The organism is Kribbella sp. NPDC104740 (assembly GCF_055583505.1).
Genome location: NZ_JBVJNV010000002.1, coordinates 89,059 through 110,269, shown reverse-complemented (window position 1 = coordinate 110,269; position 21,211 = coordinate 89,059). Strand labels below are relative to the sequence as shown.

Sequence of the window (21,211 nt, the reverse complement as noted above, 5' to 3'; positions counted from 1 at the left end):
GACCCACTCGATCAGCGCAGATCGTACCCCGCCGCTCGTGCGACGGCGGTGAGGTATTCGAGATTGTTCGCGGTCCTTTCCGCCAATGGCAGCACGGTGGAGAAATCCTCGACGGTGACCCACCCGTCGTAACCGACCGCCGCGAGCTGGGTGAACAATTCCGGCAGCGACGCCCGGCCTTCGCGCAGCGGTACCCATTTCGGCTCCCAGCGCAGCGTCCCGTCGCTTTCCACGGCGGCCAGGTGCCACGCGCAGTTCTTCACGTGCACGTGCGCGAGGTACTCGCCGAGCAGGTCGACCCCGTGGTCCTCCCAGCCCTCGATCACCAGGTTGCCCACGTCGTGGATCACACCGACGTACGCCGGGTCGAGCCCGTCGAGCAGCCGCCGGGCCGCCGACGCGCTCGGTGTCAGCGTCTCGTGGTGCAGCTCGACCAACGCCTGTACGCCGTACCGCCGCGCGGTCTCCTCGACCCACACCCAGTGCTCCCGGCAGGCCGCGAACGCTTCCCGGTACGTCTGCCCCGGCTCGACAGCCAGGCCGGCGATCCGGACCCGCCCGGCGCCGAGCGCGGCCGTTGCCGCGAGCATCCGTTCGGCATCGGCCCGCCGCGTCGGCGGCACGTACCCACCGAGCGCGGAGAACTCCAGCCCGGCGCCGGCAGTGACGGCCGCGATCTCCTCCAGGCTGTCCTCGAGCCCGGTCAACGGCCAGGTCGCCCGATTCCCCGACCAGAACCCACTGCCCGATGACTCCTGGTCGGTGATCCGCCACTCGATGCCGTCCCACCCCTGCGCGGCCAGGATCTTGGCCGCCTCCGCAGGCGTCCACTCCGGCGTCGACGCGGTGAACACTGAGAACTTCACGGCGCTTCCAGCGCCCCGTCGATCCGCCGCACACCCGCTGCCCACTCGTCGTGCCCGGACAGCTCCGCCGGGTACCGCGCCGCGGCCGCCTCGTCGATCTCGATCCCCCACCCGGGCGCCTCGTTCGGTGTCAGCCACCCGTCCTTGATCCGCAGCGTCCCCGGAAAGACCTCGTACGTCGCGTCGTTGTAAATGTGCCCTTCCTGAATCCCGAAGGCCACCGAACTGACGTCCAAAGCAACATTCGCCGCCGCACCGATCGGCGAAGTGTCGCCAGGCCCGTGCCAAGCCGTCTTCACCCCGCACAGCTCGGCCAGATCAGCCAGTTTCCGCGCCGGCGTCAACCCACCGATGTCCGACACGTGCGACCGGATGAAGTCCACTCCACCGTCACGCACCAGCCGTACGGCGTCGCCCATCGAAGTCGTCAACTCACCGACGGCCAGCGGCACCGGCGAAGCCGCCCGCACCTCCGGCAGCCGGTCCCAGTGCTCCGGCGCCAGCACGTCTTCCAGGAAGAACAACCGGTACGGCTCCAGCGCCCGCGCCAGCAGCACCGCCTCCTTCGGCGTCAGCCGCGAGTGCGTGTCGTGCAGCAGCTCGATGTTGTCCGGCAACGATTGCCGAGCCGCCGCGAACAGGTCCGGGGTCGTGCGCAGGTAGTCCCGCGCCGACCAACCGTTGTGGTACGGCGAGTCCGGGTACAGCGTCGCGAGCCTCGGCGCGCCGTACCCGCCACCACCCGGCGTCGAGACCTGCAGCCGGATGTGCCGCCACCCCTGCGCGACCAGCTCCTTGGCGTGCTCCAGACACTGGTCGATGTTGATGCCGCTGGCATGGATGTAGGTGTCGGCCGCCGCGCGGACCTTGCCGCCGAGCAGCTCGTACACCGGCATCCCAGCGCGCTTCCCGGCGATGTCCCACAGCGCTTGATCGATCCCGGAGATCGCGTTGTTCGTCACCGGCCCACCGCGCCAGTAACCCGAGAACCCGGCCAGCCGAGTCAGGTCGCCGATGTCACCCGGGTAGCGCCCGACCAGCAGCCGCGCGAGGTGCTCGTCGACGAACGTCTGGACCGCCTTCCAGCGCTGCGTGAACGTCGCGCAGCCCAGTCCGTACAGGCCCGGCTCGGTGGTGTCGATCCGGACCACCACGAGCGGGATGCCCTGCGGTGCCGTCACGATCGCGCGAACGGACCGGATCCTGACGTCGTCGCGGACCGGCCAGGGCTGGGCGAAGGTGGCGGGCGTCTCCTGCGGCATTCAGGTCTCCAGTCGGTCGGTCGGAAGGTCCAGCTCGTGCCGGGCCTGGAAGCCGAGCACGGTCCGGGCGGCGGTCAGGTCGATCGGCACCTCACGCCCGGCGAACCGGCGCAGCCGCGGCACGCCCGGCGCGAACGCGTCGAGCAGGTCGTCGGTCGCGAACGGCGCGTTCGTCGTCCCGGCCGCGACGAACAGCGTGTGCTGCCCGGTGAGCGCGGCGGTCAGCCCGAGCTCGATCGCGTACGCCGCGTCGCGGGTGTCGAGGTAGCTCCAGCCTTCCCGCACCCCGGCGGACGGGTTGGTCCGGAACCCGTCGGCCTGCCGGCGCAGCACCTCGGCGTTGTTCACGTGCGGGAACCGCAGCGACACCACGTCGATGTCCCAGTGCCGCCAGGCCATCCGGGCGGTGTTCTCGTCGTTCTGCTTGGACAGCGAGTACCAGTCGTCGACGTCGGCCGGGATCTTCTCGTCCAGCGGGTAGTACGCCGGCCGCACGTCGTGATGGTTCATCGGTACGCCGTACGCGTTGATGCTGCTCGCGACGACGGCCCGCTTGATCCCCAGCGCGCCCGCCTGGGCGAGCACGTTGAAGGTGGACACCACGTTGCCGGTGTAGACGTCGTACGGCGTACCGGAGTCGCGGTGCGCCAGCGCGGCCAGGTGGACGACCAGGTCCACCCCGGCCAGCGCGTCGGCGACGTCGTCCTCCGACCGCGTGTCGCCGATCACGACCCGGTCGGCCTTCAGCTCCGGGTCGTCGACGATCGTGAGCGCGGTGACGAGCGCGCCCAGCTCGGTCAGGTGCCGGGTGGTGACGGACCCGATCCTTCCGGCCGCGCCCGTCACCAGCACCCGGCGCCCGTTCAGCGGTGAGCTCATTCCTTGATCCCTCCGGACATCCCGACCCCTCTCAGGAACTGTTTCTGGAACACCAGGAACAGCACCACCGGTACCAGAACGGCCAGGAACAATGCACTCATCTGCAGGGAGATCTCAGTGGTCTCCTGCACCCTCGGCAGCGCGACCGAGATCGGCTGCAGCCGCGGGTCGGGCAGCACCAGCAGCGGCCACAGATAGTCCTTCCAGGACCCGATCACCGTCAGCAGCGCGACGACGCCGAGAATCGGCTTGGACAGCGGCACGATCAGCGCGGTGAACAGCCGCACGTTGCTGGCGCCGTCGATCCGGGCCGCCTCGATCAGCTCCCGCGGGATCGCGTCGAAGTAGCGCTTCATCACCAGGATGTTGAACGCGCCCGCGGCCTGCGGCAGCCAGACCGCCCAGAAGGTGTTCTGCAGGTTCACCCCGAGCACCGGCATCTTGAGGATGGTCAGGTAGAGCGGGACCAGCGAGATGACACCGGGCAGGAACAGCGTGGCCAGTACGGCGCCGGTGACGACCGGGCCCCACTTCGGGCGCAGCACGCTGAGCACGAAGGCGCCCGTCGTACAGACGAACAGGGTGGACAGCAGCGAGCCGATCGCGATGATCGCGGTGTTGCCGAGGTACGAGCCGATCTGGACCTTCGTCCAGGCGTTCGGCACGTTCGCCCACTGGATCCCGCTCGGCCACAGCTCCATCGGGCCCTGCAGGATGTCCTGGCTGGTCGACAGCCCGGACTTGAGCAGCCACAGCAGCGGACCGACGCCGGCGATGACGACCCCGACGAACAGCAGGACCTGGACGGTCGGCAGGCCGAAGCGGATCAGCGTCCGCTTGCGGTCCGCGACGGAGATGATGCCGCGTTCGTGGCTCATGTGGTGCTCCAACGGCGGGTGAGGAAGTGGTACACGACCGACAGCACGCACAGCACCCCGGCCAGCAGCACGCTCAGCGCGGTGGCGGCTCCGAAGTCGCCGTTGATGAACGCGTAGCGGTAGATCAGCAGCAGGATCGTGGTGGTCGCGTTGTCCGGGCCGCCACCGGTGAACAGGAACGGCTCGGTGAAGACCTGGAACGTCCCGATCAGCTGCAGCAGCATCATGATCAGGATGATTCCGCGGATCTGCGGCAGCGTGACGTGCCAGACCCGCGACCAGATCCCGGCCCCGTCGAGCTCGGCGGCCTCGTACAGCTCGGTCCGTACGCCGGTGAGCGCGGCCAGGTAGATGATCGCGGTCGCGCCCGCGCCGGCCCAGGTCGCCTCCAGCACGATCGCCGGCATCGCCAGGCTCGGGGAGTTCAGCCAGGACAGCGGATCGATGCCGAACCAGCCGAGGATCGTGTTGAAGACGCCGGTCCCGCTCGGGTCGTAGAAGAACTTCCAGAGCAGGATCGCGGCCACCGGCGGGACGACCGCCGGCAGGTAGGACAGCACGTTGTAGAGCCAGCCGGTGCTGCGCAGCTCACTGATGAACACCGCCAGGAACAGCGGCACCGGGAATCCGAAGACCAGGGCCAGCGCCGCGAAGTACAGGGTGTTCAGCGTGGCCTGCGGCAGCTGCGGGTCGGTCAGGACGTAGCTGAAGTTCGACCACCCGACCCACTCCGGGGTGGTGACCAGGTTGTTCTTCTGGAAGCTGAGCACCAGGCCGCGCACGATCGGGCCCCAGGAGAAGTACAGGAAGACCAGCACCAGGGGCAGTGCGAAGACGATGGCGCTCAGCCCGCCGGAGCGGTACCAGGTCAGCAGACTCCGGCGGGACTGGGCGTTGGATCGCAGTGACAGGGACATGGGTTACCGGGCCAGACGGGCGTCGATCTTCGAGGCGGCGTCGGTCAGCAGTTTGTCGATGTCCGCGTCCTTCTTGGTGAGCACCTGCTGCACGACCGGGTCGAGCAGGGCGTAGACCTCCTGGCCCTTGTTCGACGGCTCCGGCAGCAGCTTGAGCGACTTGGTCGACTCGATGTAGCCCGCGAACTGGGCGACCGGGACGTTGTTGTACGGCTCGCGCCACTTGTTGTACTGGTCGTAGGTCTCCTGGCTCAGCGGCGTCACACCCGGCCGGCCGACGAAGCCCTTGTCGGCGATCGCGGTCTTGGCGTCCTCGACGGCGAGCTGCTCGTCGGTGTACTTGTCGAACTCGGTGGCCTTGATCCACTTCAGCGCCGCGACGATCTCGTTCTTGGACGCCTTCGGGTTGATCATCTTGATCGAGCCACCGGTCAGCGTGCCGTGCGGGCCGCCGTCCTGCGGCAGCGCGCCGTGGCCGTAGTCGGCCGGCTTCATGCCGAAGTTCTTCACGCACATGTCGTAGGCGTCCGAGGCCTGCATGACCATGCCGATCTTGCCGGCCGCGAAGTCCTGCCGGATCTCCTCCTGGTTGTACAGGAAGTTGCTGCCCATCGTGTTGTCGGTCCAGCGCATGTCCTTGAGCAGCTGCAGCGCCTTCTTGGTCGGCGCGTCGTTGAAGGTGCTCTTCTTGCCGTCGTCGGACTGGACGGTGCCGCCCATGCTGTAGGTCATCGTGGTCAGCATCCAGCCGCCGGTGTTGTCCTTGGTCAGCTGCGCGTAGCCGGCCTTGCCGGTCTTGTCGTGGATCTGCTTGGCGTACTGACGGACCTCGTCCCAGCTCGTCGGCGGCTTGTCCGGGTCCAGACCGGCCTGCTTGAACAGGGCCCGGTTGTAGGCCAGCCCGACCGAGAAGGCCTCGAACGGTACGCCGTAGATCCGGCCTCCTGCGTCCTGGACGAGCTTCAGCGTCTGCGGGTTCAGGTCCTTGGTCAGGTCGACCAGCTTCAGCTCGTCGGTGATGTCCGGCAGCTGCTTGTTCGGGATCATGTTCAGCGGCTCGGTGAAGCTGATGCTCATCACGGTCGGCAGCGACCCGCCGGCCACCTGGGCCTGGAAGGTCTGCGCGTCCCACTCGGTCTCGGTGGCGTTGATCGTGATGTTCGGGTTCTTGTCCGTGAACGCCTTGATCTTGCGCTCGAACGACGCGACGTCGGCCGGCTTGTCCGGCTTGGGCTTGTTGCCGACGGTGATCGTCACCGGGGCGTTCTGGTCGATCGCGCCACCGCTGTCCGCGGCCGGCGTCGTACCGTCCGCGCAGGCTGCCGCCGTCAGCAGCAGAGCCACGGAGGCGCAGGCCGCGACGTACCTTGCCGTTCTCGTCATCGGAACTCCTCAGGGGGTGTGGGCTGGGCCACATCAGGTCCAATTCCGAGTAAGTTAAACCATGCGTGTTACTTTATCAACGCCTGATCCGGTCACGGTTGGGATTCGGGGTGGATCAGCTGTCGAGGGCGCCCATCGGCATGAACTTGAGGGTCTGCTGGTCGGCCAGGAAGTCGATCAGCAGCTGGTTGACGATGCCCGGCTTCTCCAGCGGCAACCCGTGCGAAGCCCCCGGTACGACGGCCAGCTGCGCCTGCGGCAGCGCCTTCGCGATCTCCAGGCTGTGCTCGATCCGGACGCCGTCGTCGTCGCCCTGCATCACGAGTACCGGCATCGTGAGCTTGTCGCTCAGCTCGTTGAGCCCGAGGTCCGGGATCGTGCGCCACATCTGAGCCCACTTCGCGAACACCACGTCGAAGTGACCCGGGCCGTCCGGCGCCAGCGGCTCGTACTGCGCGCGCAGCGCCGCCGCCAGCTCTTCCAGGCCCGCGTCGGTCATCATCTGCGCGGCCGCGGGCGTCTGACCGGCCGTCGTGAGCTCGGCGCCGATCAGCACCAGCTTGCGGACCAGCTCCGGGTGCGCGAGCGCGAACCAGGCGCCGACCTTGCCACCGTCGCTCCAGCCGACGATCCGCGCCGGCCCGATCTCGAGCCGCTCGACGAACGCGGCCAGATCGGCGGCGTACAGCTCCATCGAGACCGGGCCGTCGACGTCAGGGGTGCGGCCGTGGCCGCGGCGGTCGGGGACGATCACGGTGTAGTGCTGCGCGAGCGCGTCGATCTGTGCGACCCAGGTGTCACCGGCGACGCCGCCGCCGTGCAGGAGGATGACAGGCTCGCCTTCACCCGCGACCTCGAACCAGGTCAGCACTCCCCCGGCTTCGACGTACTGGCCCACAGTCAGCTCCTCAGATCGCGGACACGCTCACTTCATTTTCGGCCAGCGCGGAGGTCAGGCGGACAGCGGGCTCCTCCGCCGCCAGCAGGCTCGCCGCGACGGCCCGTTCGGTGGAGGTGCGAGCGGCGGCGAGGAGCGGCAGCCGGACGTCCGGTGTCGGGATCTCGCCGCGGGCGCGCAGGACGGCTTTGATCACCGTCGGGTTCGGCTCGGCGAACAAAGCCTTGGAGAGGCGCACCAGCTCGAGTCCCAGCCGCCGCCCAGTCGTCACGTCACCGCGACGCCAAGCCTCGACGAGCCCAACGAACTTCCGCGTCTCCAGATGAGCCGAGGCGAGGATCCCGCCGTGCGCACCCAGCGCGAGCATCGGCACGATGAACGGATCATCGCCACCCAGTACGGAGAACCCCTCCGGCAGACCACCGCTCAGGAACAGCATCGTCTCGTCGTCGATCCCGCCGGCGGCATACTTGATCCCGGCGACGTTCGGCAGCTCGGCGATCCCGCGCAGGGTCGCGGCGCTCAGCGACTGCCCGGTCCGGTACGGCACGTGGTAGACGATCACCGGCACCGGACTCTCCAGGCGCCGGAAGTACTCCAGCACGCCAGCCTCACCGGGCCGCACGAACGGCGGTACGAGGGTCAGCGCCGCCACACCGCGCGCCCCCGCTGTCCCCGCTGCACCCACTGCCTCTGCGGCCCTCGCGACCAACTCCGGGTCGTTGCCTCCGACAACCAGCGTCGCGCTCCGCGCCGCGCACACCCGCCCGATCGTCTCCACCACCAGCCGCCGCTCGTCCGCCGTCAAGCTACCCGGCTCCCCCGTCGTCCCCAGCGCGACGATCCCGCTCGCCCCCTCGTCCAGCACCCGCTCGGCCAGCCCCTCCAACGCCTCCACCGCAACTCCCCCGTCGCGATCGAACGGAGTGATCAACGGCACCAGCACACCAGTCAGCTTCATATTCACCACCCTCGGCCGCGCCCATGCGTAAGGTCCAGTTCAGCTTTCTACGCCTCGGCTTAAGCTGGCCTTATGCTCGACGTCCGCCGCCTGCGCCTGCTCCGCGATCTCGCCCACCTCGGCACCATCACCGCCGTCGCCGAAGCCCACACCTACACGGCGTCCGCGGTCTCCCAGCAACTCACCGCCCTGGAACGCGAAGCCGGCACCCCGCTGCTCGAACGCACCGGCCGCCGCGTCCGTCTCACCCCCGCCGGCGTGCGCCTGGTCGAGCACGCGGAGAAGATCCTCACCACCCTCGAGCAGGCCGAAGCCGACCTCGCCGCCCCCGATCTCACCGGCCCGCTCCGCATCGGCGCCTTCCCCACCGCCGTCCGCGCGCTCCTGCCGAGCACTCTGGTCCGCCTCGCCCGCGACCACCCGCGCCTCGACCTCACTGTCACCGAGCTCGACCCCGCCCAAGCCCCGCAACAGCTCCTCAAGTCCCACCTGGACGTTGCCTTGGTCAACGACTACGACGTGCTCCCGGACCCCGCTCTGGAGACGGTCGAGACAGTCCCTCTCGTCGACGAGACGGTCTACCTGGCGACGCCAACAGCAGTTCCCCACGAACCTGGCGCGGCACCCGGGGCCGCGGTGGCCAGCGCTCGCGATGCCGTCTGGATCGCCGGGTCGCCCGGCACCGCCTGCCGCGCCGTCACCGTGCACGTCTGCCAGGCCGCCGGCTACACCCCACGCATCCGCCACACCGCCGACGACTTCGACGCCGTCCTCGCGCTCGTCGCCGCCGGGCAAGGCGTCTCCCTCGTCCCGCAACTCGCCGCCGGTTCACCACCACCCGGCGTCACCCTGGTCCCGCTGACGGTCCGCCGCAGAACGAGCGCCGCCTACCGCAAAGGCGCCGCCAAGCACCCAGCGATCGCCGCCTTCGTCCACGCCGTCCGAGCCGCGGTGTGAACGCGGACACCCCCTACGGGCAATACCATGCATGGCACAGAAGAAGTACTGGTTGGCCGCCCCGGTGGCAGCGCTCGGAGTGCTCGCGACAGGATTCCTGTCCGCGCCCTCGTCCGCCACCCAGCCCAGCGCCGCGCAGCCTCAGCCCCGCTCCTCGACAGTCACCCTCATCACCGGCGACAAGGTCACCGTCACCTCCCAGGGTGACGTCCAGATCCACCCCGTACGCCGTACCGGCGCCGCGACGGCCGGGTTCTTCCGGCACTCCGGCCCCGACGGCGTCACCGTGATCCCCGCGGAAGCGCTCCCGCTGGTCCGCTCCGGCGCCCTCGACAAGGCGCTGTTCGACGTCACCGGCCTGATCCGGCAGAAACTCGACGACGAGCACACCAAAGAGCTGCCCCTCCTGATCCAGTCGTCCGGCGCCGCCCGGAAGTCCGCGCCCGTCGGCCGCATCACCCGCCAACTCCCGGCGGCCAAGCTCACCGCTGTGACCGCCGCCAAGTCGACGGCGACGTACGACAAACTCACCACCCCGGACCAGGCCGCGCTGACCGGTGGCGCGACCAAGATCTGGCTCAACGGACGCGCGAAACCCAGCCTCGACGTCAGCGTCCCGCAGGTCGGCGCCCCGGCCGCCTGGCAGGCCGGGTTCACCGGCGCCGGCGTGAAGGTCGCGGTCCTGGACAGCGGGTACGACGCCACGCATCCCGACCTCACCGGAGTCGTGAAGGACACCAAGGACTTCATCCCCGGCGACCCGGCCGGCATGAAGGACGAGACCGGCCACGGCACGCACGTCGCGTCCACGATCGCGGGCCGCGGCACCGCCTCCAACGGCCGGTACGTCGGCGTCGCCAAGCAGGCCGACCTGCTGATCGGCAAGGTCTGCGACCCCGACGGCTGCCCGTACGACGCGATCATCGCCGGCATGCAGTGGGCCGCCACCAGCGGCGCCCGGGTGGTGAACCTGAGCCTCGGCGGCGGCCCCACCGACGGCACCGATCCACTGTCGGAGGAGATCAACCGCCTCACCGCCCAGACCGGCGCCCTGTTCGTAGTTGCTGCAGGCAACGATGGCCCGGACGGCCGGGTCTCCTCCCCGGCCACCGCCGACGCGGCCCTGGCCGTCGCCTCGGTCAGCAAGCAGGACGCCCTCGCCGAGGACTCCTCGGTCGGCCCGCGGATCGGCGACTTCGCCCTCAAGCCCGACCTGGCCGCGCCCGGCGTCGACATCGTCGCGGCCCGCGCCGCGGGAACGCTCGACGACCGTGCCGTCGACGAGCACTATGCGCGGCTGTCAGGGACCTCGATGGCCACTCCGCACGTCACCGGTGGCGCCGCGATCCTGGCCCAGCAGCATCCGGACTGGAAGGCCGCCCAGCTCAAGACCGCGCTGATGAACGGCGCCCACCCGGTCGACGCCGGCGTCTACGGACAAGGCGCCGGGCGCCTCGACCTCGCCCGCGCGACGACTCAGCAGGTCACCAGCTCTCCGGCGAGCCTGAGCTTCGCCACCGTCCGGTGGTCCAGCAGCACCCCCGAGCCCCGGACCCAGCAGATCATCTACCGCAACGCGGGGAGCGCTCCCCTCGCTCTCGACCTGACGCTCGACGTCCGCGACGCGACGGGGAACGCCGCCGGGCTGTTCACGGTCAGCCCGAACAAGGTCACCGTCCCGGCCGGCGGTCAGGCGAGCGCCACGGTGACACTCACCCCGGGCGACGCGACACCCGGCACCTACGGCGGCCGTCTGGTCGCCACCGGCGATCGCACGGTGGTCCAGACGCCGGTCGGCGTCACCAAGGAACCCGAGAGCTACGACCTCACCGTGAGCATGAAGGACCGCACCGGCGCCACGGTGAAGCCGGAGAGCGGGCTCTCGGTGGTGCAGAGCCTCGACGACCCCAAGGGGAGCTACTACCCGGTCCGCGCCGGTGACAAGCTCCGCCTGCCGGCGGGCCGGTACGCCGTCTTCAGCAACGTGGCGACCCCGGTCCCCGGCCGGGTCGAGTCCTCACTGACCAGCGCCGCCGAGCCGGAGCTCGCGCTGCGCCGCGACACCGTGCTCGCGATCGACGCCCGGCAAGGTCGGCGCGTCAGCCTTCAGGTGGACGCCAAGGACGCTCGCGTCGTGAGCGGGATGACCGGCATGCTCTACGAGCACGGCGCCGTGCGCGCGGGCTTCGTGCGTCCGATCCGCAAGGAGGAGTACGCCGTACCGACGAAGCGGCCGAACCCCGACTTCGTCTTCTACACCAGGCCCCAGCTGGAGCGGCCGCTCGTCCGGCTGAGCGTCAAGGCGCCCAACGCCTTCGAGGTCCCGGTCGACTGGGTTCCGGGCGGTCCGCAGCTCGTCGGCCGCCGGCAGCTCGGTGTCGTCGACGTCGGCCATGCCGGCCCGGACGAGATCGCCGCGCACGGGCTGAAGGGCAAGCTGGCGCTGTTCACACTGTCGGCCGGCGAGGAGGACAGCTTCCGGGACCGGTTGCGGCAGCTGCGAGCCGCCGGTGCGGTGGCCGCGTTCTACCGCGTGTCGGAGCCGATCGCGCTCTCCGAGGCCGACGCGTCGTCTCTCCCGGTGATGTACGCCGACGACGCTACCGCGGGACGCCTCGCGGCCCTCACCTCCGCGACGGTCACGATCGACGGCAACGCCGGTAGCCCGTACCGGTACGAGCTGGCGGTTCCGTACGAGGGCAGCATCCCGCGCGACCCGGCGTACCGGCCGCGCAACAGCGACCTGGCGACCGTGCAGGCGAGCTACTCCGCGCCTGGCGACGGCTGGACCGGCTACCGCGACTTCACCAGCACCTCGGGCCGGTGGGAGCTCAGCGAGCTGCTGTGGTCGTCGGCCGTCAACCTGCCGACGCGGAGGACGGAGTACTTCTCACCTGGCCCGATCAAGTGGACCTCCTCGCTGCGCGTCGCACCACCGGCCGGCGACGGCGTCCAGCAGGGCTACCAAGGCGTCGTGAACCACTCCTACCGGCGCGGCGAGAAGCTCACCGAGGAGTGGACCAAGCCGGTCTTCGGTCCGGGCTTCGCCTTCCCGCTGTCCGGCCCCGGGACGCACCTCGCGGTGCGCGACGGCAACGTCGTCGACGTGCTCCTGCCGCTGTTCTCGGACTCCGCCGGGCACACCGGCCTGCCGGAGCCCGACGACTTCAGCTTCGGCGACCACGGGAAGACCACGCTGTCCACCGGGAGCACGACGATCGGGGCCAGCGACGTCCCGGGCGTCGGGATGTTCGAGGTGCCGGCCGGGCGTACGGCGTACCGACTCAGCTCGGAGGTGACACGCACGCACCCGGACTGGCCGCTCGGGACGAAGATCAGCGCCGAATGGACCTTCCGGTCCGCCTCGACCGCGACGCCCACGCCGCTGCCGTTGCTCACCGTCGGCTTCGACCCGAAGCTCGACCTGTCCGGCAACGCTCCAGGCGGGCGCAGCTTCATCGTTCCGGTCCGTGTCGATCGCCAGCCCGGATCGACCGGCGGCAAGGCGACGCTGCGCTCCGTCGAGGTCTCGTACGACGACGGCGCGCACTGGCAGCAGGCGAGCCTGACCAAGGCCGGAGCGGGCTGGCAGGTGTCCCTGAGCCACCCGAAGGAGGGCTTCGTCTCGCTCCGCGCCTCCGCGATCGATGCCGAGGGCAACAGCGTGGAGCAGACCACGATCCGCGCCTACCGGATCGGGTGAGGTCCGGGAACGGTCCGCGCTGATCGCCGGCGCGGATCGCCCCCGGACGTCCAGCGCTTCTGCGCGCGGACCGCTCGCGGACCAGCAGCGCTTCCGGGCCGGACTACCAGCGCTCCTGGTGCACGACCTCGTCGTACCGACGTCGCGGCCGCCTTCCCGCGGACGCGACGTCGCCCCACGTCTTCGCGTCCGGCGCCTCGTGGCCGAGCAGCGCGATCCCGACCGGGATGTACTCCGCCGGGATGCCGAGCAGCGTGCGCAGGTCGTCCGCCTCGAGCCCGCCGACGAACGCCGCGCCGATCCCCTCGTCGACGGCCGCGAGCAGCAGCAGCGTCATCGCGGCGCCCGCGTCGGTGTACCAGAACGGCACCACCCACAGCGCGTCCTCGTCGATCTCGGAGACCACCTGCTGCTTGTCGGCCTCGCGGTACCGGCCCTTGTAGATCTCCGGGCTCACGCAGATCACCACGTGCACCTGCGCCTGCGCGACGAAGTCCGGCCGCTGCAGCTGCTCGAACATCTCCCGGCCCGGCTCGGCGATCGCCGCGCGGGTCTCCGGGTCGGTGACCACGACGAACTCGACACCCTGGCTGTACCCCGCGCTCGGGCCGCGGCGCGCGACGTCGAGCACCCGCCGTACGACGTCAGGGTCGACCGGCTCGTCGGTGAACGAGCGGACCATCTTCCGGCGGCGGACCACGTCGGCGAACTCCACGCTTCGCACGATAACCGCGCGAGCTCGCAACCTTTCGGCGCCGGCTCGCATCGTGGCGAGTAAGAGCCAGGCCGCCGGGCCGGGCGGATCGGAAGGATGGGCCATGTCCGCGGTGAACGAGGTCGACGTGAACGGGTTCTGGGAGAACGGCTGGACGATCGTGCGCGGGGTCTACTCCCCGAGCGACGTCCAGCGGCTCCGCGAGGCCGCGCACTGGTCGCGGAAGAGCTTCGGGGGCGACCTGCTGGCCAACCCGCGGCTGCGCGAGGTGCTGACCGACGGCAACTTCGTGAAGATCGCCCGGCAGATCCTCGGCGAGGACAAGATCGTCTACACCGGTGACAGCGCGTTCACGGTGAACGGCGTGCAGCGTGGTTTCCACAAGGACAACGCGGACCGGGTCGACCCGAACGCCCCGGACTGGAACGGCCGCTACACGATCCTGCGGTTCGGCATCTACCTGCAGGACCACTACCGCCACACCGGCGGCCTGAACCTGCGGCACCAGTCGCACAACACCCCCGACCTGAACGTCGGCAACAACGTGTACGTGCGCACCCGCGTCGGCGACGTCGCGGTCTGGAGCCTCCGCACGACCCACAGCGGCAACGGCACCCTGCTGCGCTTCCCGAAGTCGAAGGCCCCGCTCCCGCACGAGCACGACAAGTACCCGAAGTGGCGGGTCGCGAGCAAGGACGGCGACCGGATCGCGCTGTTCGCCGCGCTCGGTCTCGACGACGCCCACATGGCCCGGTACGTCGACTACCTGAAGACCCGCAAGTACATGGTCGACATCTGGGGCAAGACCCGGTACGACCAGGCCGCGCTGACCGCCGCGTCCGAGGCCGGCCTGATCGTCCGCGACGTCCCGCGCGAGGTCGCGGGCGACCCGAACGCCGGCCAGCACGTGGACTACGTCGCGCTGCCGTACTGAGAGCTGCCGGGGAGGTCCGAGCAGGCTGGTGGACCGCTCGGCCCTCCCCGGTGCAAAACCGGCTGACGATCGGGCACGGCGTCGGACATCATCGGTTCATGCTGCTCCGACCGGCGACCGCCGAGGACCTCGACCTGCTGACCGCGATGCTGCTGGAGGCGTTCAACTGGGACGGCGCCGGGCGGTTCACGCTCGAGCAGCTGCGCGCCGAGGACCACGCCTGGCGGTACGTCGACGGATGGATGCGGCCGGGTGACCTCGGCGTCGTCGCCGAGCTCGACGGCCGCCCGGTCGGGGCCGCGTGGGCGCGCTTGCTGACCGCGGACCGGCCGGGCTACGGGTACGTCGGGGACGGCGTCCCGGAGTTCAGCATCGGCGTGGATCCGGAGAGCCGCGGCCGAGGCGTCGGGCGGGCGCTGATGAGCGAGCTGATCAGCGCCGCGCGCGAGGCGTCGTACAGGCAGGTCAGTTTGAGTGTCGAGCCCGAGAACCGGGCGGCCGGGCTCTACCGGTCGCTCGGTTTCCGGGCCGTCGGCCGCAACGGCGGCTCCGACACGATGGTGCTCGACCTCTAGCCGAAGCCGCGGACGCGGAACTGCATGACCCGGTACGGCCAGCCGGCCGACGTGTTCCACTGGCTCACCGAGAGATGCAGGTCGCTCAGCGTCGAGCCGGGGATGATGTAGCCGCCGTACAGCTGCGCAACGTGGTTGTCGTTCTCCTGACCCCACGCGCCGCCGTAGATCAGCGTCTGCCGGTACGCCGTGAACAGGTTCGACGTGGGCGTGTCCATGATGATCCCGTCGATCCGGTAGTCACCGGCGTTGAACCAGGTCAGCACCCACTTCCCGCCGAGCGGCCGCAGGCACAGCTCGCCGAAGCTCCCGGTCAGGATCGGCGTCGCCGGGTTGCCCCAGGCCCACACGCCATCGCGGAAACCCCACGGCTCGTACGCCGCCGGGTTCGCGATCTGGTTGCTGCGGACCCGCTTGAGGATGATCGGCTTGTTGCGCTGGAATCCGGTCGAGTACACGTAGACGTAGCCGTCGTTGCCCTCACCCCAGGTGATGCACTGGAACAGGCCACCGTCGATGTTGGGGTCGAACTTCGCGCCGGTGTGGTACCAGCTCGCGCCGGAGTTGTCGCTGCGCCAGATCTCGGTCCAGACCACGTTGCCGAGGCCCTTGTTCACCATCGCGTGCAGGTACATCGACCCGCCGATCGTGATCACGTCGGACGGCAGCACGGTGGAGAACGTCGGGTTGTCGTGCGGGTAGTCCCACAGCTGCTGCGCGGCCGCGCCGCCGACCGCACCGGACCACTTCACGCCGGAGTTCAGGTCGGTCGTCGTCGACCAGAGCGCGACCGGCGACCGCCACCAGCCGCCGCCGACCCGCGCCTGCTCGAAGGTATCGCCGAACATGAACAGCATCCGGCCGTCGGGCGTGCGGGCGGGGATGCCGAGATCCGTCGCGGCCATCCGGAAGCGGTCGGTCAACCCGGAGCCGGTCAGGTCCGCGACCTTGTTGGTCAGCACAGCCTGTACGCCGTTCGCGCTGCTCGGTGCGGCCCAGGCAGCGCCTGGCGCCGCGGCCAGCGCGCCGGCTCCGGCGGCGGTTTTCAAGAACGTCCTGCGATCCATCATGAGCTCCTCGACCTGGGGCGGGAAATCGATTGCTCACGAGCCTGGGACCGGAGCGGAACGAAGTCAACAGGTCACTTCAGGGTTACCACCCTGGTCGAAAGGCGTCAGTCCCGCCCGGTCGCGACCGGCCGGTCCGGGTCGGTGATCCACTCCGACCACGACCCGACGTACACCGGTGCGTCCACGCCGGCGATCTCCAGCGCCAGCGCCTCGTGCGCCGCGGTCACACCCGACCCGCAGTACGCCGCGACAGGCTGCGACCCGTCCGCGCCGAGCTTCGCGAACCGCTCCTGCAGCTCGCCGGCCGGCAGGAACCGCCCGTCCTCGGAGACGTTCCCGGTGGTCGGAGCGTTCACCGCACCCGGGATGTGCCCGGCCACCTTGTCCATCGGCTCGACCTCGCCGGCAAACCGCTCAGGCGCCCGAGCATCCAGCAGCACACCCTCCGCAGCAACCCGCGCCGCGCCCTCGGCATCCAGCACCGGTACGTTCCCCGGGGTGGGCGTGAAGGAGCCGGCGCCCCCGACGGCAGGCTCCGCCGCCGCGCCCTCGCTCACCGCCGGGCTCTCGCTCGCCTCCACGCTGACCTCTCCCCCGGCCGCCTTCCACGCCGCGAGCCCACCGTCCAGCACCCGCACGTTCTCCACCCCGAAGTACCGCAGCACGAACCGCGCCCGCGCCGCCGCCGCCATCGAGTTCGCGGCGTCGTACACGACCACCACCGAGTCCCCGTCGATCCCGGTCCGTCGCAGCAGCGCCTCGACGACGCTTGCGGAAGGCAACGGGTGCCGGCCGCCGGCACCGGGCGGCCCGGCCAGCTCGGTGTCCAGGTCCACGAAGTACGCCCCCGGCACGTGCCCGGCGTCGTACGCCTCCCGGCCGGGCGGGCCCATCAGGTTCCAGGTCGCGTCCAGCACGACCACACCGGTCGCGGCGCGCAGCTCGGCAGCGGTGATCAACGGGCTCATGATGCGGAACCTCCGAACGGGAGTACCTCGGGAGACAGCGTGGCCCGGGCCCGGGCGGTGGTCAGCCGGCGCCGGTGGTGCCGACGGCAGAGTACTTCGTACGCGACCTCGCGGTCGTCCTGCTCGATGTCGCCAACCACCAGCTGCTCGCCCTCGGTGACCATCTCGCCGCCGACCGTCCGCGCGTTGTGGGTGGCCCGCTCGCCGCACCAGCACAGCGCCTCGACCTGGAGCAGCTCCATCCGGTCGGCGAGCTCGACCAGCCGCGCCGAACCGGGGAACAGCGTCGCCCGGAAGTCGGTCAGGATGCCGAAGCAGAAGACGTCGATCTGCAGCTCGTCGACCATCCGGGCCAGCTGCTCGACCTGCTCGGGCTGGTAGAACTGCGCCTCGTCGCAGACCGCGTAGTCGATCCGGCCGCCGTGGGTCAGCTCGCCGACGACGTAGTCCCAGAAGTCGAAGTCCGGCCGGACCTCGATCGCCTCGGCGGCCAGGCCGAGCCGCGACGACAGCACGTTGTCGCCGGCCCGGTCGTGGCTGGTGAAGATCCGCCCCAGCCGGCCGCGGGCCCGATGGTTGTGATCCATCTGCAGCGCGAGGGTGGACTTGCCGCAGTCCATGGTCCCGGTGAAGTAGAGCAGCTCAGCCACGGGCGCCCATCCTGCCAAAGTCGCTTGCGGGTCAGTAACGCCGGGGGGCGTCGGCTTTTGTTCTGCACCTTTGTCAGGTTCTACTTGGTCGTGCGCAAAGCTCTGCTGTTCGCCCTGTCGTTCGCCCTGGTGCTGACCACCGCCGCGGCTCCGGCCGCCGCCGTACCGGTCCGGGCCGAGGCGGGGCTGCGCGCGTACTTCGTGATCACCGCCCCGAAGCAGACCGCGGCCGTGACGTCCGCGATCACGAGCAACGGCGGCACCGTCTACGCGGCGTACGACGCGATCGGCGTCCTGGTCGTGCACTCCGCGGCCGCCGACTTCGCCACCAAGGTGCGCGGCGTGAGCGGCGTCCAGAAGGTCGGCGCGACCCGGACGTCGGACCTGCCGGCCGACGCGGCGAACCCGCCGATCCCGCCGGCCCCGGCCGAGAACCCCGACGAGACGCCGGAGATCCCGCGGCCGGACATGCAGCAGATCGGGGCCGACCAGGCCTGGGCGGTGAACCCGGGCTCGAAGTCGATCACCGTCGGCGTGCTCGACACCGGGGTCGACGACCAGCACCCGGACCTGAAGCCGAACTTCGACGCGTCCAGGTCGGCGTCCTGCGCGTACGGCAAGGCCGACACCCGGCCCGGCGCCTGGCGGCCGGTCGGCGAGCACGGCACCCACGTGGCCGGCTCGATCGCCGCGGCCAAGGACGGCAAGGGCATGGTCGGCGTCGCTCCCGGCGTACGGGTGTCGTCGATCCGGGTCGCCGAGGCCGGCAACCAGCTGTTCTTCCCGGAGAACACGGTCTGCGCGTTCGTCTTCGCGGCCGACAAGGGCGTCTCGGTGACCAACAACAGCTACTACACCGACCCGTGGCTGTTCACCTGCCCGAGCGACCCCGACCAGGACGCGATCGCCGAGGCGGTCCGCCGTTCGGTCGCGTACGCCGACAGCAAGGGCGTCGTCAACGTCGCCGCGGCCGGCAACGAGAAGTACAACCTGGCCGAGAAGTCCAGCGACGACACCAGCCCGAACGACTCGACCCCGGGCCAGCGGACGATCACCAACGACTGCCTGAGCCTGCCCACCGAGCTGCCGAACATGGTCGTGGTCGCCTCGGTCGACGGCGGCAGCGTGAAGTCGAGCTTCTCCAACTTCGGCACCGGCAAGATCACCGTCGCGGCGCCTGGCGAGGACGTCTACTCAACGGTCCCGGGCGGCGGCTACCAGACGATGGACGGTACGTCGATGGCCTCGCCGCACGTCGCCGGCGTCGTCGCGCTGCTGCGCAGCGTCAACCCCAAGCTCAACCCCGAGCAGGTCCGCGACCGGCTGACCGCCCAGGCCAACGACCTCACCTGCCCGGCCACTTCCGGCGGCGAGTGCACCGGCTCGGAGGACAACAACTCGTACTACGGCGAGGGCCTGGTCGACGCGGCCGAGGCCGTCGGCGCGGCGACCAAGACGCCGTCGTCCGGCGTGACGATCACCAAGCCCGGTGAGCAGCTCGGCATCGGCGGGCTGCCCGCCGTACCGCTGCTGATCAAGGGGATGAGCAGCAAGGGCGAGATCGGCTACACCGCGACCGGCTTGCCGCCGGGCCTGAAGATCGACCCCGAGCGCGGCTGGATCACCGGCGTGCTGACGTCCGGCGCCGGGCGCTACAAGGTGACGATCCGCGCCCAGGACGGCGACGGGCGGGACGCGACCTCGACGTTCTTCTGGAACGTCTGGAGCTTCTAGCCCCGGACGACGGGGCCACCTGACTCACGCGCCTCACCAGACTTGGACAGCATGCCGAGCACTGCTCGTACCCAACAAGTACCGGCGCGCGCCGAGGTCTTCTAGCCCGCGTCGATCAGCAGCGGAATGGCCATCTCGTCCTCCGTGAGCGAACCGTGGACGCCGATCAGGCCGGCCTCCTGCGGGAAGCGCGTCCCCGCGACCAGCGCGACCGGGCCGAGCGCCGCGACCACGACGTCGCCGATCCGCGGTGCGACCCGGTCCTCGACCTGGCCGAACCAGCCGCGCTCGGCCGCCTCCGACCGGGACAGCACGAGCGCACGGTCGCCGAGCAGCTCGCGGTAGCGGTCGGCGACGTACGGCTCGGCACCCGGTACGCAGTACAGGTGGCGAAACCGCGACTCGCCCCCGATCAGCCGGACGCCGTCGGTCAGCGTCGGGTCGGCGTCGAGGTCGATCCGGTCCTCGGGCGCGACGTCGACCATGCCGTGGTCAGCGACGACGACCAGTACGGCGTCGCGCGGCAGCGACGACCTGACCCGCTGCGCGAACGAATCGGCGGCGGTCAGCTCCTTGCCCCACTGCCACGACTCGCACCCCTGCATGTGACCGGTGTAGTCGAGCTGCGAGTCGTACACGTACACCAGCGACGAACTGCCCTCGCGGCTCGCGAACCTGGTCGCGTCCAGCCGGTCCTCGATCGTGTCAGCGCCCCGGTGAGCGCTCCCCCGGAACGCCGCCTGGGTCAGCCCGGACTTGTCGAACCGCGCCTTGCTGACGTTCCGCGTCGCGACACCAGCGGCCGCGACCCGCTCGAACACGGTCGGGTGCGGCTGCCAGCGCCGCGGATCGACCGGCGCGTCCCAGGCCAGCGCGTTCAGCAGCGCGCCGGTCTCCGGCACGATCGACGAGTACCCGACGATCCCGTGCGCGCCCGGCGGCAGGCCGGTGCCGAGACTGGTCAGGCTCGCCGCGGTCGTCGACGGTACGCCGGCCGTCAGCGGCTTCGCGTCGAGAGAGCTCAAGTACGGCGCTTGCTCGGGGTGGCGGCGCAGCAGGTTCCAGCCGAGACCGTCGAGCAGCAGTACCGCGTACCGGCGGGCCTCCGGCAGGCCGAGGTGATTCTGCTCGCCCGGGACCGACAGCGCCCCGGCGACCGACGGCAGGACGTCGGCCAGCGAGCCCCCGCCGTACGCGGGCAGTGTCGGCGTCGGGTCGCTCACGGTGCTAGCGGGTCGTCGCGAACGACAGTGCGGCGGCGAAGTCGAGCACCTGCTGGATCCCGGCCGGGCCGTCGGCGGCCGCGCTGATCCGCAGCGAGATGTCGTCGGCGGCCACCGAACCGGTGTAGCCGTGGTCGGCCTCGCAGTTCGGGTCGGCACAGACGGCGGGCTCGAGGTCGATCCGGTTCACCATGCCCCAGCCGATCGTCAGCACCACCTCGCCGCCGGCCGAGGCCGACGCCGGGTCGGCCTTGCCGGAGGCGTAGGCCGACGGGTTCGGGACGACGCGGTTGACGACCACGGCGTTCACCCGGTTCAGCGGGATCGCCTCGGTCGAGGTTGACGCGTACGGCGCCCGGATTAGGTCGTCGGCGGCGTGCTCGTCGGTGTGCCCGACGATCAGCCGGGTCGGGGTGAGGGCCAGGATGGTGATGTGCCGGCGGACCTCGTCGCGGTCGAAGGTCGGCTCGTGCTGCAGCACGAAGGCCCGGATCGGTTCGCTGGCGATCGCGATCGCCAACGAGTCGGTCACCACGTCGGGGTAGTAGCCGCACCGGTCGATCGCCTCGCGCAAAGCGGCGGAGGCGTCCGTGAGCTCCGGGACCGGCGCATTCAGGTCACGCATGCCCTCATCCTTG

19 protein-coding genes are annotated in these 21,211 nt (G+C 70.4%); 5 read left to right on the top strand and 14 right to left on the bottom strand.

Annotated features, from left to right (window positions below; translation table 11 throughout):
• Positions 1-11: 11 nt before the first annotated feature.
• The 8 genes from ACZ6Z4_RS10185 to ACZ6Z4_RS10150 all read right to left on the bottom strand — a co-directional run bounded on the left by ACZ6Z4_RS10185 (position 12) and on the right by ACZ6Z4_RS10150 (position 8,044).
• Positions 12-866 (bottom strand): sugar phosphate isomerase/epimerase family protein, encoded by an 855-nt coding sequence (locus ACZ6Z4_RS10185; RefSeq protein WP_465560967.1) that lies wholly within the window; start codon positions 864-866, stop codon positions 12-14.
• On the bottom strand, positions 863-2,128 hold the full coding sequence (locus ACZ6Z4_RS10180) for an enolase C-terminal domain-like protein (protein WP_465560965.1): 1,266 nt from the start codon (positions 2,126-2,128) through the stop codon (positions 863-865). The genes ACZ6Z4_RS10185 and ACZ6Z4_RS10180 overlap by 4 nt, the downstream gene beginning before the upstream one ends.
• Complete coding sequence (locus ACZ6Z4_RS10175) at positions 2,129-3,007, bottom strand: NAD-dependent epimerase/dehydratase family protein (protein WP_465560962.1); 879 nt, start codon at positions 3,005-3,007, stop codon at positions 2,129-2,131.
• Positions 3,004-3,885, bottom strand: a complete 882-nt coding sequence (locus tag ACZ6Z4_RS10170; protein WP_465560960.1) for a carbohydrate ABC transporter permease — start codon at positions 3,883-3,885, stop codon at positions 3,004-3,006. The genes ACZ6Z4_RS10175 and ACZ6Z4_RS10170 overlap by 4 nt, the downstream gene beginning before the upstream one ends.
• Positions 3,882-4,802 (bottom strand): carbohydrate ABC transporter permease, encoded by a 921-nt coding sequence (locus tag ACZ6Z4_RS10165; RefSeq protein WP_465560958.1) that lies wholly within the window; start codon positions 4,800-4,802, stop codon positions 3,882-3,884. Before ACZ6Z4_RS10165 ends, ACZ6Z4_RS10170 begins: the two co-directional genes overlap by 4 nt.
• Positions 4,803-4,805: 3 nt before the next feature.
• Positions 4,806-6,185 (bottom strand): ABC transporter substrate-binding protein, encoded by a 1,380-nt coding sequence (locus ACZ6Z4_RS10160; RefSeq protein WP_465560956.1) that lies wholly within the window; start codon positions 6,183-6,185, stop codon positions 4,806-4,808.
• A gap of 115 nt (positions 6,186-6,300) precedes the next feature.
• Complete coding sequence (locus tag ACZ6Z4_RS10155) at positions 6,301-7,083, bottom strand: alpha/beta fold hydrolase (protein WP_465560953.1); 783 nt, start codon at positions 7,081-7,083, stop codon at positions 6,301-6,303.
• Between the two features lie 10 nt (positions 7,084-7,093).
• Positions 7,094-8,044, bottom strand: coding sequence for a dihydrodipicolinate synthase family protein (locus ACZ6Z4_RS10150; protein ID WP_465560950.1), 951 nt, complete (start codon positions 8,042-8,044; stop codon positions 7,094-7,096).
• A gap of 72 nt (positions 8,045-8,116) precedes the next feature.
• Here ACZ6Z4_RS10150 and ACZ6Z4_RS10145 point away from each other — a divergent pair, with 72 nt between their 5' ends.
• Both ACZ6Z4_RS10145 and ACZ6Z4_RS10140 read left to right on the top strand, forming a co-directional pair.
• Positions 8,117-9,001 carry a LysR family transcriptional regulator gene (locus ACZ6Z4_RS10145; RefSeq protein ID WP_465560948.1) on the top strand — a complete coding sequence of 295 codons (885 nt, stop codon included), beginning with the start codon at positions 8,117-8,119 and terminating at the stop codon, positions 8,999-9,001.
• A 31-nt stretch (positions 9,002-9,032) separates the two neighbouring features.
• Positions 9,033-12,704, top strand: coding sequence for a S8 family peptidase (locus ACZ6Z4_RS10140; RefSeq protein ID WP_465560944.1), 3,672 nt, complete (start codon positions 9,033-9,035; stop codon positions 12,702-12,704).
• 103 nt (positions 12,705-12,807) lie between these two features.
• On the opposite strand, the gene ACZ6Z4_RS10135 is transcribed toward ACZ6Z4_RS10140, so the two are convergent.
• Positions 12,808-13,419, bottom strand: a complete 612-nt coding sequence (locus ACZ6Z4_RS10135) for a nitroreductase family protein (RefSeq protein ID WP_465560941.1) — start codon at positions 13,417-13,419, stop codon at positions 12,808-12,810.
• A gap of 103 nt (positions 13,420-13,522) precedes the next feature.
• On the opposite strand from ACZ6Z4_RS10135, the gene ACZ6Z4_RS10130 reads away from it, so the two are divergent.
• Both ACZ6Z4_RS10130 and ACZ6Z4_RS10125 read left to right on the top strand, forming a co-directional pair.
• Positions 13,523-14,353, top strand: a complete 831-nt coding sequence (locus ACZ6Z4_RS10130; RefSeq protein WP_465560938.1) for a phytanoyl-CoA dioxygenase family protein — start codon at positions 13,523-13,525, stop codon at positions 14,351-14,353.
• 98 nt (positions 14,354-14,451) lie between these two features.
• A complete protein-coding gene (locus ACZ6Z4_RS10125; protein WP_465560935.1) occupies positions 14,452-14,928 on the top strand; it encodes a GNAT family N-acetyltransferase in 477 nt (158 codons plus the stop codon).
• Here ACZ6Z4_RS10125 and ACZ6Z4_RS10120 read toward each other — a convergent pair.
• The 3 genes from ACZ6Z4_RS10120 to ACZ6Z4_RS10110 form a co-directional block, all read right to left on the bottom strand.
• A complete protein-coding gene (locus ACZ6Z4_RS10120; RefSeq protein ID WP_465560931.1) occupies positions 14,925-15,995 on the bottom strand; it encodes a DUF4185 domain-containing protein in 1,071 nt (356 codons plus the stop codon). The two genes, ACZ6Z4_RS10125 and ACZ6Z4_RS10120, sit on opposite strands and share 4 nt — an antisense overlap.
• A gap of 107 nt (positions 15,996-16,102) precedes the next feature.
• Positions 16,103-16,966: a sulfurtransferase gene (locus ACZ6Z4_RS10115; RefSeq protein ID WP_465560926.1), complete on the bottom strand. Its 864-nt coding sequence runs from the start codon at positions 16,964-16,966 to the stop codon at positions 16,103-16,105.
• Positions 16,963-17,616: a thymidine kinase gene (locus ACZ6Z4_RS10110; protein WP_363676884.1), complete on the bottom strand. Its 654-nt coding sequence runs from the start codon at positions 17,614-17,616 to the stop codon at positions 16,963-16,965. Before ACZ6Z4_RS10110 ends, ACZ6Z4_RS10115 begins: the two co-directional genes overlap by 4 nt.
• Positions 17,617-17,706: 90 nt before the next feature.
• On the opposite strand from ACZ6Z4_RS10110, the gene ACZ6Z4_RS10105 reads away from it, so the two are divergent.
• Entirely contained in the window at positions 17,707-19,350 is a 1,644-nt protein-coding gene (locus tag ACZ6Z4_RS10105; protein WP_465560922.1) for a S8 family peptidase, read from the top strand.
• Positions 19,351-19,451: 101 nt separating this feature from the next.
• On the opposite strand, the gene ACZ6Z4_RS10100 is transcribed toward ACZ6Z4_RS10105, so the two are convergent.
• Positions 19,452-20,573: an alkaline phosphatase family protein gene (locus tag ACZ6Z4_RS10100; protein WP_465560917.1), complete on the bottom strand. Its 1,122-nt coding sequence runs from the start codon at positions 20,571-20,573 to the stop codon at positions 19,452-19,454.
• 4 nt (positions 20,574-20,577) lie between these two features.
• Complete coding sequence (locus ACZ6Z4_RS10095) at positions 20,578-21,198, bottom strand: DUF5998 family protein (protein ID WP_465560914.1); 621 nt, start codon at positions 21,196-21,198, stop codon at positions 20,578-20,580.
• Between the last annotated feature and the right edge of the window lie 13 nt (positions 21,199-21,211).